This window comes from uncultured Limnohabitans sp. (assembly GCF_937889215.1).
Taxonomy (GTDB): domain Bacteria; phylum Pseudomonadota; class Gammaproteobacteria; order Burkholderiales; family Burkholderiaceae_C; genus Limnohabitans_A.
On record NZ_CALBEX010000245.1, the window covers coordinates 1 to 12,503 of the forward strand.

The following is a 12,503-nucleotide window of genomic DNA, read 5'->3' on the forward strand; positions in this document are numbered from 1 at the left end:
CCCGGGCAAGAGCGACAAACCGTGGTCACGGCAGGCCTGCCCCACCGCCCGGGTGTAACCGGGGCTCACAGCAAAACGGGCACCGGCTTTGGCGGCAGCGGCCGCATCGGCGGCGCTGCGCACCGTGCCCGCCCCCACCACCGCGCCGGGCACTTCCTTGGCAATCGCTTCCATGCAAGCCAGCGCCTGCGGGGTGCGCAGGGTGACTTCGAGCATGCGGATGCCGCCAGCCACCAAGGCGCGGGCCATGGGCACGGCGTGGGCCACGTTGGTGAGCACGATCACGGGGATCACGGGGGCGTCCTGCATCACTTGCAGAGCGGTCAAGGGTCCATTCAGATTCACAGCCATGTGCAGGCTCCTTCTTCGGCTTTGAGCGCGTTGCGGCGCATGTTGGCAAGCAGTTCACGGCCCATGCCCACGCCGTTGGCGGCGCGCAGCTCGGCGGGCATTTGGGCCAGGGGGCGTGCGGCCCATTCGGCCTCATTGACCAGCACTTGCAGGGTGCCCGTCACGCCGTCCAAACGGATCAAATCGCCGTCTTGCACCTTGGCCAGCGGACCACCGGCGGCGGCTTCGGGCGAAACGTGGATGGCGGCAGGCACTTTGCCCGACGCGCCGCTCATGCGGCCATCGGTAACCAACGCGACCTTAAAACCTTTGCCTTGCAGCACGGCCAAAGGCGGCGTGAGTTTGTGCAGCTCGGGCATGCCGTTGGCTTGCGGGCCTTGCCAACGCACCACACAAACCATGTCGCGGTCTAGCTCGCCCGCCTTGAACGCGGCATGCAACTCGTCTTGCGAGCTGAAAACACGGGCTGGCGCTTCGATGGTGTGCAGTTCTTCTGGCACCGCAGAAATCTTGATCACGCTGCGGCCCAGATTGCCTTGCAGCAATTTCAGGCCACCCGTGGCGCTGAACGGGCTGGACGCCGGGCGCACGACGGTGTCGTCTTTGCTGACCCCGGCCTCATGCCAGACAAGCTGGCCATTTTGGGCAGAAGGGATGCGGGTAAATTCACGCAGACCACCAGGTCGCACCGTCAGCACATCGGCATGCATCAGGCCCGCATCAAGCAGTTCGCGGATCACGTAGCCCGGCCCCCCTGCGGCCTGGAACTGGTTCACGTCGGCGCTGCCATTGGGGTACACGCGGGTGAGCAAAGGCACCACATCCGACAGGGCAGAAAAATCGTCCCAGTCGATCACAATCCCTGCCGCACGCGCCACCGCTACCCAGTGGATCAGGTGGTTGGTCGAGCCGCCTGTGGCCAGCAGGGCCACCATGGCGTTGACGATGCAGCGCTCGTCGACCAAGCGGCCAATGGGCGTGAAATTTTTGGCCTTGACCAAATCGAGCACGGTGCGCGCCGCTTCGCGGGTCAGTTCTTGGCGCACGCCTTCGCCCGGGTTGATGAAGGCCGTGCCCGGCACATGCAGACCCATGGCTTCGAGCAGCATCTGGTTGCTGTTGGCGGTGCCGTAAAAGGTGCAAGTGCCTTCGCTGTGGTAGGCGGCCGATTCGGCCTCCAGCAACTCGGCGCGTCCCACCAAGCCTTGCGCCGCTTGTTCGCGCACCTTGGATTTCGCGTTGTTGGACAGGCCGCTGGTCATGGGGCCAGCCGGCACAAACACGGTGGGCAAATGGCCGAACTGCAAAGCGCCAATGAGCAGGCCCGGCACGATCTTGTCGCACACGCCCAGCATCAGGGCGGCGTCAAACACATCGTGGCTGAGCGACACCGCTGTGGCCATGGCGATCACATCGCGGCTGAACAGGCTCAGTTCCATGCCCGGCGTGCCCTGGGTCACGCCGTCACACATGGCGGGCACGCCACCCGCCACTTGGGCAGTAGCACCCAGTTGGCGGGCTTCGTCTTTGATGAGATCGGGGTAATGCTGCAGCGGCGCATGGGCCGACAGCAGGTCGTTGTAGGCGTTGACGATGCCGATGTTGGGCGCACGCGGGGCAACCACCTTAATTTTGTCGAGCGCTGTGGCGCGGCCTTTGTCGCTGTCGGGCATGGCGGCAAAGGCGTGGGCCACATTGGCGCAGCCCAGCCGCTGGGCACCGGGGTCTTTGCTGGCCGCGGCATCAACCTGCTGTAAGTAGGCCAGGCGGGTTAGGCGGCTGCGCTCGGTGATGCGGGCCGTGACGGCGGCAACGCTGGGATGAAGTGTCATGTTCTTGCGCCTGTTCGGAAACTGTAACTAAATTACATCGACTATGGTAACCGCGATGCCTTGTTACAAGGCATTTGCTGGGTTACAAAATGGGTACAACCGGGCTTTCACATGTTTTGACCGTCAAAATGGCTCACTTTCTGGGCGCATCGCCACATGGAGGCCTTGGTGTGTTGGTTTTCTCCGAAAATGGCCACGAGAGATTGGATGAAGCTTTGCCGCACATGACAAACACCCCCTCAATTGACCCGCTCCAGCCCGGCGCGGTGAGTGCACCGCCTGTTTTCCAGGCGGCCTTGCTCGACCAATTCAAAGCGCAGTGCGCCGCTGGCCAGGCCTTGTGGGTGTTTGGTTATGCCTCGCTGTTGTGGCGGCCCGAGTTCGAGGCACAAGAGCAGCACATCAGCCAAGTCTGGGGCTGGCACCGGGCCTTGAAGATGTGGAGCCGCCTGAACCGGGGCAGCCCCGACTGTCCAGGCCTGGTCTTTGCGCTGGTGCGCGGAGGCAGCTGCCGGGGGGTGGTTTACCGCGTCGACCCTGCGCAAGCCGATGAGGTGCTGACCCGGCTGTGGGCGCGCGAAATGCCCATGGACGTGTACACCCCGTGCTGGCTGCCCTGCGCCACGCCCCAAGGCCCCGTCAAAGCGCTGGCTTTTACCCTGCCGCGCAGCAGCCCCAGTTTCACCGGCCAATTGCCTGCCGAAACTTACCAGCAGATCTTTCAACAGGCCTGCGGCCGCTTTGGCACCACGCGGGACTACGCCCGGCAAACCTATGAAAGTTTGCTCGCCCATGGCATCGAAGACCGGGCCTTGGCAGCTTTGCTGCGCCACGCCGAATGAGTGGCACCACCTCGGAGCGACATTTTCGAAGGGCTGTGATCCACCTACCGCACGTCGGACCTGAAGGCGCCGACCTACAAATTACCGAACCTGAAGGCACTGACCTGCAAAAGACTCCGCGCAAACCTGGCGCTGAAGAATTCACTGAGCCGAATCCATATACTCCAGCCATGAACATCGCCGACCTGCGCAAGAGCTACGAAAAAGCCGAACTCAACGAGAACGCCTCGCACGCCAACCCCTTGGCTCAATTTGAGCAATGGCTGCAAGAAGCCATCGCCGCCGAAGTGCCCGAGCCCAACGCCATGACGCTGGCCACTGTGGCCAGCAACTTGCGCCCCAGCACCCGGGTGGTGCTGATCAAAGGCTATGACGAGCGCGGCATCGTTTGGTACACCAATTACGACAGCCAAAAAGGCCAAGAACTGGCGGGCAATCCTTTTGCAGCGCTGCAGTTCCATTGGGTCGAACTCGAACGCGTGGTGCGCATCGAAGGCCGGGTTGAAAAGGTCAGCGACGCAGACAGCGATGCCTACTTCCACAGCCGCCCGCTCGACTCACGCATTGGCGCTTGGGCCTCACCGCAAAGCCAAGTCATCGAAGGCCGCACCGTGCTGGTGACCAACGCTGCCAAATACGCGGCGCAATTCATGCTCCAGCCCCCGCGCCCGCCGCACTGGGGTGGCTACCGCCTGGTGCCCGACCAGTGGCAGTTTTGGCAAGGCCGCAAAAGCCGTTTGCACGACCGCTTGCGTTACACGCAAGAGGGCGATCAGTGGTTGCGTGAGCGGCTGGCGCCCTGAAGCAGGCGCGGCACATCTGGATTCACGCGGCGATGGGCTGGGCAAGCCCGGCGTGATCAAACTGGCAGCAGCGGCAGCAAGGCCATGGCCAGCGAAATGCTGAGCATAGACATCAAGGTGGACACCGCCACAGCGGCGGTGACGGTGTCTTCCTCCTTGCGGTAACGCTGGGAAAACAAAAACACGTTGGCCCCTATCGGCAAAGCGGCGGCCACCACCATCACCGACAAGGCCAGACCGCGCATGCCCAACGCCCAGCCCACGGCGAGCATCAACGCGGGGTGCAACACGGTCTTGACCCAAGACAAGCGCACAGCCGCCGCAAGGTTTTTGCCCATGGGGGTTTGCGACAAAGTAATGCCCACCAGCACCAAGGCAATCGGGCCAAAGGCACTGCCCAGCAGTTGCAAAGGTTTGTCCACCACCGGGTGCAGGCCCCAACCGGTTTGCGCATACAAGAGGCCCACGATGATGGGCAAAGGAACCGGATGGAGCAAGGCGCTGCGAATGGCCTGCCCCACGGTGCGCCACAGCTGACTTTTGTGCCCCGAAGCAGCGGCTTGTTCGCGGGCCATTTGCAACTCCAGCACCAAGGTGGCCATGGTCAGCAGCACCAGCGCATGCAGGGAAATAAGCGTGAACAACAAGACCTGACCCGCCTGCCCATACGCCAAGCCGATCAGCGGCACGCCAATCATCAAGGTATTGCTGAAGATGCCCGCCAGCGCCAGCACCGAAGCACGCGAGTCGCGCCCGTAGGCCATCAACATGGCAAAAAACAGCACCGCCGCCACCAAAAAGTATTGGAACACCGGGCGCATGTCCAGGCGCTCCAGGTGCACAGAACTCATGGTGCGAAACAGCAGGGCCTGCGTCAGAACCAGAAACACCAGGTTGGACAAATCGCGCACCGACTCGGGCCGCACGAGCCGCGCACGCCCGGCCACGAAACCCACGCCGATCAACAAGACCACGGGCAGCAGCGAGGACAAAACAGGATGGTCGAAATTCATGACCGCGATGATAGGCGCGCACAGCCTGCAACTGACCCAGCGGGGTCACGTCGGGCACACGGCGGCAGGCGGATCAATGGGCGTGCTTCATGCCGCAGTACTTGCCCAGCGCCAGGCCCTTGCAAGCCGTTTGCAGGGCTTTGATGCACTGGTCGGGTGTTTGGCCGGACGCCAGGCATTGGGCCGCCGCCGCGTGGGCCTCGGCCATGGCGCGGTGGCGGGCGATGTCTTGTTCGACTTCCTTTTTGCTGTGTTGGGCCAACGCCCCCCAGGACAAGCCCATGGCGAAGATGAAAAAAACAATGCGGTTCATGGGTTTCCTTGGCGTTGACCGGACGAAAGTTACGGCGGCTCAGTCGCGCACCAGCCGGGTGAATGTTTTCTTGAACTTGGCCACCTTGGGCGCGGCCACCGCCATGCAGTAACCCTGGTAGGGGTTGCGCTCAAAAAAGTCTTGGTGGTATTCCTCGGCCGCACTGTAGTTGGCCAATGGCAGCACCTCGGTCACGATGGGCTGACCCAAAGCGTTCGCTGCCGTCAACTCGGCGATCATCGCCCGCGCCTCTTCTGCCTGCTCGGGCGCGGTGAAGTAAATGCCGCTGCGGTATTGCGTGCCCGTGTCGTTGCCCTGGCGGTTGAGTGTGGTCGGATCGTGGATGACAAAGAAGATTTCCAGCAGCTCGCGGGTGCTGACTTGCGCGGGGTCGTATTCGAGCTTGACCACTTCGTTGTGCCCAGTTCGGCCAGTGCACACCTGCTCGTACGTGGGTGAGACGGTCTGGCCGTTGCAGTAGCCCGACTCCACATCGCTCACGCCGCGCACCTTGACGTACACCGCCTCGGTGCACCAAAAACAGCCGCCGCCCAAAACCAAAGTTTCTGTCATCTGGGTTCCTTTAAAACAGGGTTGAATTATCCGCCGCGCACCAGCCCGCCCTGCACTGCCTGCACAAAGTCCCCCAGCGCCGTCTGGTCTCGGTCGCTGCGCCACAGGCAGCGGGTGTCGTAACGGGCATCGACTTCGCTCAGCGGCACAAACACCGCACCCGCCAGCGCCGACTGCTGCAGGGCCTGCGGCACCAGTGCCACGCCCAGCCCTTGCGAGACCAAAGACACCACGCTCAGCCAATGGCGCAGCTCGTGCACCACGGGCGGCAGCCAGCCCGCCTGCTCACACAGCATGACGATGCGTTCGTGGTAATCGGGCGAGACCGTGCTGGACACCACCACCAAATCTTGCCCGGCCAGCGCATGCAAGCCCACGCTGGCCGCCCCGGCCATGGGGTGGCTGGCGGGCAAACACGCCACCAAGGGCTGGCTGGCCACCAAAATCTGCTCAAAACCCGGCGGCACCCGGGGCGTGTGCACAAAGCCGACATCCAGCCGGTCGCGCAGCAGCTCGGACAACTGCTCGGTCGAGCTCAGCTCGCGCAGCACCAAGCGCAAACGCGGGTGGCTGGCCTGAAATCGGCTGAGGATTTGCGGCAGGCCGCAATACAACATGGTGCCGGCAAAACCGATGTGCAGCTGGCCCGACTGGCCTTCGGCAACATCGCGTGCCTCACGCGCCGCAGCACTGGCCTGCGCCAGCAAAGCCCGGGCAGCGGGCACAAAGGCCTGGCCTGCGGCTGTGAGCTGCACGCCCCGGCTGTTGCGGGTGAACAGCTGCGCCCCCACCGAGGCTTCGAGCTGCTGAATGTTCAGGCTCAGGGGCGGCTGCGAGATGGACAGGCGCTGAGCGGCGCGGCCAAAGTGCAACTCTTCGGCCAACATGAGGAAATAGCGCAGGTGTCGGAATTCCATGTATTTAAAAAATGTATTGATCCATTGGTAATCGATATTAGACAACTATTCATGAAGCGCCAACAATCGCGCACAGGACAGGATGAGGCTCAGCCGCCATGCGGATATGACACACTTGCCCGGTTGATCTAGCCCCACCCCGGAGAACCCGAATGAAACCCACTTTCCAATGGAACGACCCTTTCTTGCTGAGCGAGCAACTCTCGGATGACGAGCGCGCCATCGTTGAAGCCGCCCACACGTTCTGCCAAGAGCGCCTGCAAACCCGTGTTTTGCAAGCCGCGCGCCACGAAAAGTTTGACCGTGAAATCATGACCGAAGCCGGGGCCATGGGCTTTTTGGGCTCCACCATCGAAGGCTACGGCTGCGCCGGTCTGAGCTACGTGGCTTACGGCCTGATTGCCCGCGAAGTCGAGCGTGTGGACAGCGGCTACCGCAGCGCCATCAGCGTGCAAAGCTCGCTGGTCATGCACCCCATCAACGAATACGGCTCCGAAGCGCAACGCCAAAAGTACCTGCCCAAACTGGCCACAGGCGAGTGGGTCGGCTGCTTTGGCCTGACCGAACCCAACCACGGCTCGGACCCGGCCAGCATGATCACCCGCGCCAAGCCGGTGGATGGCGGCTTCATCTTGAAGGGTGCCAAGATGTGGATCACCAACTCGCCGATCGCCGACGTTTTCGTGGTCTGGGCCAAGCTCGAGAACGAAGACGGCAGCGTCGGTGGCCAGGAAGCCATCCACGGTTTCATCCTCGAAAAAGGCATGAAGGGCCTGACTGCTCCGAAAATTGAAGGGAAGATGAGCTTGCGCGCCAGCATCACCGGTGAAATCGTGATGGACGACGTGTTTGTGCCGTCCGAGAACCTGATGCCCAACGTGAACGGCCTCAAAGGCCCGTTTGGCTGCCTGAACAAAGCCCGCTACGGCATCGCTTGGGGCGCACTCGGCGCTGCCGAAGATTGCTGGCACCGCGCCCGCCAGTACACGCTGGACCGCGTCCAGTTTGGCCGCCCCTTGGCACAAAACCAGCTGATCCAGAAAAAGCTGGCCGACATGCAAACCGAAATCACGCTCGGCCTGCAAGCCTGCCTGCGCGTGGGCCGCTTGATGGACGAGGGCAAAGCCGTGCCCGAGATGATCAGCATGATCAAGCGCAACAGCTGTGGCAAGGCGCTGGACATTGCCCGCATGTCGCGAGACATGCACGGCGGCAACGGCATCCACGACGAATACCATGTGATTCGCCACATGATCAACCTGGAAACCGTGAACACTTACGAAGGCACACACGATGTGCACGCGCTGATTTTGGGCCGCGCCCAAACCGGGCTGCAGGCGTTTTATTGAGCCGCCCGCCGCCTGCCAAGGCGCATGCACAGAACAAGGGGCTTCGGCCCCTTTTCTTTTCTTTAAAGGCCTTGCGTGCGCCAACACCTTGACGACAGACCCGCTCAGGGCTTACATTAATAACCAGTCAGTCATTAAATTATTGTGTGAACACCGCAGACCTTCTCTCCCCCCATAAACGCGAACGCCGCAAACAAGACCGTCCGGGCGAATTGCTCGAAGCCGCGCTCGACTTGTTCGTGGAAAAAGGCTTTGCCGCCACCCGCATGGAAGAAGTGGCCGCTCGAGCCGGCGTGTCCAAGGGCACCTTGTTTTTGTACTTCCCAAGCAAAGAAGACCTGTTCAAAGCCGTGGTGCGTGCCAGCATCATCGAGCCAGTGAACCAAGGCGCGGTCGAAGTGGCCCATTTTCAGGGCAGCGCCGGCGAGTTGCTGGAGTGGATGATGCTGCAGTGGTGGCACCGCTACGGCGACACCAAAGCCTCGGGCATCTCCAAACTGGTCATGAGCGAAGCCAGCAACTTTCCCGACCTGGCGCTGTTTTACCGGACCGAAGTGATCGAACCCGGCCACGCCTTGGTGCGCAACGCTTTGCAAAAGGGCATTGACCAAGGCGAGTTTCGCGCTGTGGATGTCGAGCTGGCCGTGCACTCTTTCATGGCCCCGCTGTTGTTTTTGGTCATGTGGAAACACTCCATGGGGCCGTGCTGCCCCAGCCATGAACAGATCGATCCAGCAGCTTTCATCTCGCAGCACGCCCAGCTGCTGGTCAACGGCTTGTCGCGGCACTGACCGCTTTATTTTTTTCCGTCTCACACCTCATGAAAAAATCGACCCTTTGGATCTTGTCGGCCGTGGCCGTGGCCGCGCTTTTGGCGGGTGGTGCCCGCTGGGCCAGCCAACGCCAGGCTGCCAAAGACCTGCCCCTGGCCACGACCCCCGCCGTGCCCAGTATTGAGCTGGCCAGCTCCGACGTGTTCACCGCTCAGAGCCAAACCCTGAGCTTGGGCATCGCGGTATCGGGGCCTCTGAAGGCCAGCCAAAGCGCCTTCGTCAAAGCCCGTGTGGCGGGTGAGTTGCAAACCCTGAGCGTGCGCGAGGGCGACCGCGTGCAGGCAGGTCAAGTGATCGCCCAAGTCGATCCGACCGAATACCAGGCGCGTGTGCGCCAAGCGCAGCAGCAAGCGGCTGCGGCGCGTGCCCAGCTGGAGATTGCCCAGCGCCAGTTCGACAACAACCAGGCGCTGGTGAACCAGGGCTTCATCTCGCAAACCGCCCTGCTCACCTCGCAGGCCAGCCTGAACGGAGCCAAGGCCACCCATGCGGCGGCGCTGGCGGGCTTGGACTTGGCCCAAAAATCATTGACCGATGCCACGCTGCGCTCGCCCTTGTCGGGCGTGGTGGCGCAGCGCTTGGTGCAGCCGGGAGAGCGTGTGGCCGTGGAGGCCCGGTTGATTGAGGTGATCAACCTCTCGCAGCTCGAAATGGAAGCGGCCCTGACACCCGAAGACGCCAGCCGCGTGCGCGTGGGCATGACGGCGAAGCTGCAGGTCGAGGGCGTGGACGAGCCGGTCATGGCCAAAGTCTTGCGCATCAACCCCAGCGCCCATATGGGCAGCCGCAGCATCGTGATTTACCTGGGCATCGCCGGTCGCGAGGGCTTGCGCCAGGGTCTGTTTGCCCAAGGCAGCTTGGGCACACAAAATCTGCAGGTGCTGGCGGTGCCGGTGGGCAGCGTGCGCACCGACAAACCGCAGCCCTATGTGCAGGTGGTGCAAGACGGCCAAGTGCGACACATCACGGTGCAGACCGGTGTGCGCAGCGAAGGTACCCAGCAAAGCTGGGTAGCCGTGAAGGGCTTGTCCGAAGGCGCGCAAGTGCTGTCCGCCAGCGTGGGCGCGGTGCGCGAAGGGGTTCAAGCCAAGTTCACGAGCGTTAGCCCCGACGCATTGGCCAAGCCAGCCACCCCAGCCAACGCCGCGAAGTAAAAGGTCAACAGCATGTGGTTCACCCGCGTCAGTCTGCAAAACCCCGTGTTTGCCACCATGGTCATGTTGGCCCTGGTGGTGCTGGGCATCTTTTCGTTTCAGCGCCTGAAGGTCGACCAGTTCCCGAACATCGATTTTCCAGTGGTGGTCATCAGCACCGAATACCCCGGCGCATCGCCCGAAATTGTGGAGAGCGAAGTCTCCAAAAAAATCGAAGAAGGCGTCAATTCGATCGCCGGCATCAGCGCCCTGATCTCGCGCAGCTACGAAAACCAGTCGGTGGTCGTGATTGAATTTCAACTGCAAATCGATGGCCGCAAAGCCGCCGAAGATGTGCGCGAAAAAGTCGCCTCCTTGCGCCCCTTGCTGCGGGCCGAAGTCAAAGAACCCCGGGTGTTGCGCTTTGATCCAGCCAGCCGAGCTGTGTGGTCGCTGGCGGTTATCCCCGTGGGCGATCAACTCAACGCAGTCGAGCTGACCAATTGGTCTGAACAGGTGCTCAAAAAACGCCTCGAAAACGTGCGCGGCGTGGGCTCGGTCAGCTTGGTCGGTGGCAGCAAACGCGAGATCAACCTGTACCTGCAACCGGCCGCCATGGAGGCCTTTGGCGTCTCGGCCGACCAAGTGGTTGCGGCCGTGCGCAACGAAAACCAAGACTTGCCAGTCGGGGCCATCCGCTCGCTGCAGCAAGAGCGCATCGTGCAGATCAGCTCGCGCATGGAAAGGCCAGAAGATTTTGGCCGCATCATTGTGGCGCGCAAAAACGGCACCCCCATTCGCTTGTCGCAAGTGGCCACGGTGCAAGACGGCGCACAAGAGCTGGAAAACCTGGCGCTGTACAACGGCCAACGCACGCTCTTGATGTCGGTGCAAAAGTCGCAAGATGAAAACACCATCCAAGTGGTCGACGGTCTGATCAAAGCCGTGGCCGAGCTGCAGGGTCAGCTGCCGCCGGGCCTGCGGCTTGAGCCCATCACCGACAACTCGCGGCCCATCCGCGTGTCGGTGAACAACGTGCGCCAAACCCTGATCGAAGGGGCCATCCTCACGGTGCTGATCGTGTTTTTGTTCCTCAACTCCTGGCGCTCCACCGTCATCACGGGCCTGACACTGCCGATCTCGCTGATTGGCACCTTCATGTTCATGCAGCTGTTCGGCTTCACCATCAACATGATCACGCTGATGGCGCTGAGCCTGTGTGTGGGCCTGCTGATCGACGACGCCATCGTGGTGCGCGAGAACATCGTGCGCCATGTGCAAATGGGCAAAAGCGCCTACCGCGCCTCGTTGGAGGGGACCCAAGAGATTGGCCTGGCCGTGCTGGCCACCACCTTGTCCATCGTGGCGGTGTTTTTGCCGATTGATTTCATGGAAGGCATCATCGGCAAGTTCTTCCACGAATTCGGCATCACCATCGTGGCGGCCGTGATGATCTCGATGTTCGTCAGCTTCACCTTGGACCCGATGCTGTCGAGCATTTGGCACGACCCGGCCATCGACGCGCATGGCAAAAATCAAGCGCCCGTGGGCTGGTACAACAACAGCATAGGCCGCGTGACCGGCTGGTTTGACCGGGGCACCGAGCGTCTGGCCGATGGCTACCAAGGCATCTTGCGCTGGGCGCTGGTGCACAAAAAATCCACCGTCTTGCTGGCGCTGGGCATTTTTGTGGCCAGCCTGTTCATGACCCGGCTGCTGGGCACCGAGTTCGTGCCCAAAGCTGATTTTTCTGAAACCTCGGTCAAGTTCGAAACCCCGGTGGGCACCTCGCTCGAAGCCACCGAAGCGAAAACCCGCCAGGTCGAGGCCATCTTGCGCGACTTCCCAGAGGTGCGCTACACCGTCAGCACCATCAACACCGCGAACGCGCAGGGCAAAAACAACGTCAACCTGTACATCCGCCTGGTGGACCGCAAACAACGCAGCCGCAGCGCCGACCAGATGTCTGACGTGCTGCGCGAACGCCTGAAACAAGTGCCCGGGATCGCGGTCACGCACGCCGGCTTGCTCGACGCGATCGGCGGCAACAAACAAGTGGAGTTTTCGCTGCAAGGCCCTGACCAACAAGAGCTGGAGCGCTTGGCCCTGTTGGCTATGGCCAAGGTGCAGGGCATCCCTGGCCTGGTCGATCTGGATTCCAGCGTGAAGCCCAACAAACCCGTCATCGGGATCGAAGTGCTGCGCGACGCGGCCTCAGACTTGGGCCTGGGCACGGCGCAACTCGCCGGCCCTTTGCGCATTCTGGTGGCGGGTCAAACCGTGGGCAACTGGCGCGCTCCGGACGACCAGACTTACGACGTGAAGGTGCGCCTCGCCCCCGAAGCGCGCAACAGCCCACAAGACTTGGAGCGACTGCCCTTCATCGTGGGGGCCGCTGCCGATGACAGTCCGCGCATCGTGCGCCTGGGCCAGGTGGCCCAAGTGAGCGAAACCACCGGCTCCAACCAGATCAACCGCCGCGACATGATGCGCGAGGTGGCCATCAACGCCAACGTGTTCGGGCGTTCGGCGGGCGAGGTTTCG

The 12,503-nt window shown here is 62.2% G+C and carries 11 protein-coding genes and 1 pseudogene; 6 read left to right on the plus strand and 6 right to left on the minus strand.

Annotation, left to right across the window (positions count from 1 at the left end; translation table 11 throughout):
- Both Q0341_RS06225 and edd read right to left on the minus strand, forming a co-directional pair.
- Positions 1-351, minus strand: a pseudogene (locus Q0341_RS06225) (keto-deoxy-phosphogluconate aldolase); the annotation flags it as partial.
- Positions 342-2,183 carry a phosphogluconate dehydratase gene (gene edd / locus Q0341_RS06230; protein ID WP_299511264.1) on the minus strand — a complete coding sequence of 614 codons (1,842 nt, stop codon included), beginning with the start codon at positions 2,181-2,183 and terminating at the stop codon, positions 342-344. The pseudogene Q0341_RS06225 and the gene edd, both read right to left, overlap by 10 nt.
- A gap of 224 nt (positions 2,184-2,407) precedes the next feature.
- Here edd and Q0341_RS06235 point away from each other — a divergent pair, with 224 nt between their 5' ends.
- Both Q0341_RS06235 and pdxH read left to right on the plus strand, forming a co-directional pair.
- Complete coding sequence (locus Q0341_RS06235) at positions 2,408-3,025, plus strand: gamma-glutamylcyclotransferase (RefSeq protein ID WP_299511265.1); 618 nt, start codon at positions 2,408-2,410, stop codon at positions 3,023-3,025.
- A gap of 170 nt (positions 3,026-3,195) precedes the next feature.
- Positions 3,196-3,828 carry a pyridoxamine 5'-phosphate oxidase gene (gene pdxH / locus Q0341_RS06240; RefSeq protein ID WP_299511266.1) on the plus strand — a complete coding sequence of 211 codons (633 nt, stop codon included), beginning with the start codon at positions 3,196-3,198 and terminating at the stop codon, positions 3,826-3,828.
- A 56-nt stretch (positions 3,829-3,884) separates the two neighbouring features.
- Here pdxH and Q0341_RS06245 read toward each other — a convergent pair whose 3' ends face one another.
- The 4 genes from Q0341_RS06245 to Q0341_RS06260 all read right to left on the minus strand — a co-directional run bounded on the left by Q0341_RS06245 (position 3,885) and on the right by Q0341_RS06260 (position 6,644).
- Positions 3,885-4,841, minus strand: a complete 957-nt coding sequence (locus tag Q0341_RS06245; protein ID WP_299511267.1) for an AEC family transporter — start codon at positions 4,839-4,841, stop codon at positions 3,885-3,887.
- Between the two features lie 73 nt (positions 4,842-4,914).
- Positions 4,915-5,154, minus strand: a complete 240-nt coding sequence (locus Q0341_RS06250) for a hypothetical protein (RefSeq protein ID WP_299511268.1) — start codon at positions 5,152-5,154, stop codon at positions 4,915-4,917.
- Positions 5,155-5,193: 39 nt separating this feature from the next.
- Positions 5,194-5,727, minus strand: a complete 534-nt coding sequence (gene msrA, locus Q0341_RS06255) for a peptide-methionine (S)-S-oxide reductase MsrA (protein WP_299511269.1) — start codon at positions 5,725-5,727, stop codon at positions 5,194-5,196.
- Positions 5,728-5,753: 26 nt separating this feature from the next.
- The gene (locus tag Q0341_RS06260) at positions 5,754-6,644 is read right to left on the minus strand and encodes a LysR family transcriptional regulator (RefSeq protein ID WP_299511270.1); all 891 of its coding nucleotides are present in this window, start codon (positions 6,642-6,644) and stop codon (positions 5,754-5,756) included.
- A 152-nt stretch (positions 6,645-6,796) separates the two neighbouring features.
- On the opposite strand from Q0341_RS06260, the gene Q0341_RS06265 reads away from it, so the two are divergent.
- The 4 genes from Q0341_RS06265 to Q0341_RS06280 form a co-directional block, all read left to right on the plus strand.
- Complete coding sequence (locus tag Q0341_RS06265; protein WP_299511271.1) at positions 6,797-7,993, plus strand: acyl-CoA dehydrogenase; 1,197 nt, start codon at positions 6,797-6,799, stop codon at positions 7,991-7,993.
- A 146-nt stretch (positions 7,994-8,139) separates the two neighbouring features.
- Positions 8,140-8,784, plus strand: a complete 645-nt coding sequence (locus Q0341_RS06270; RefSeq protein ID WP_299511272.1) for a TetR family transcriptional regulator — start codon at positions 8,140-8,142, stop codon at positions 8,782-8,784.
- A gap of 29 nt (positions 8,785-8,813) precedes the next feature.
- A complete protein-coding gene (locus Q0341_RS06275) occupies positions 8,814-9,980 on the plus strand; it encodes an efflux RND transporter periplasmic adaptor subunit (RefSeq protein ID WP_299511273.1) in 1,167 nt (388 codons plus the stop codon).
- Positions 9,981-9,992: 12 nt separating this feature from the next.
- The coding region (locus Q0341_RS06280) for an efflux RND transporter permease subunit (RefSeq protein WP_299511274.1) at positions 9,993-12,503 on the plus strand (2,511 nt) is incomplete at its 3' end.

Coding starts and splice junctions, on each gene's coding strand:
- Q0341_RS06275 (WP_299511273.1), top strand. CDS start 8,814: ATGAAAAAATCGACCCTTTGGATCTTGTCGGCCGTGGCCGTGGCCGCG.
- pdxH (WP_299511266.1), top strand. CDS start 3,196: ATGAACATCGCCGACCTGCGCAAGAGCTACGAAAAAGCCGAACTCAAC.
- Q0341_RS06245 (WP_299511267.1), bottom strand. CDS start 4,841: ATGAATTTCGACCATCCTGTTTTGTCCTCGCTGCTGCCCGTGGTCTTG.
- Q0341_RS06250 (WP_299511268.1), bottom strand. CDS start 5,154: ATGAACCGCATTGTTTTTTTCATCTTCGCCATGGGCTTGTCCTGGGGG.
- Q0341_RS06235 (WP_299511265.1), top strand. CDS start 2,408: ATGACAAACACCCCCTCAATTGACCCGCTCCAGCCCGGCGCGGTGAGT.
- msrA (WP_299511269.1), bottom strand. CDS start 5,727: ATGACAGAAACTTTGGTTTTGGGCGGCGGCTGTTTTTGGTGCACCGAG.
- edd (WP_299511264.1), bottom strand. CDS start 2,183: ATGACACTTCATCCCAGCGTTGCCGCCGTCACGGCCCGCATCACCGAG.
- Q0341_RS06260 (WP_299511270.1), bottom strand. CDS start 6,644: ATGGAATTCCGACACCTGCGCTATTTCCTCATGTTGGCCGAAGAGTTG.
- Q0341_RS06265 (WP_299511271.1), top strand. CDS start 6,797: ATGAAACCCACTTTCCAATGGAACGACCCTTTCTTGCTGAGCGAGCAA.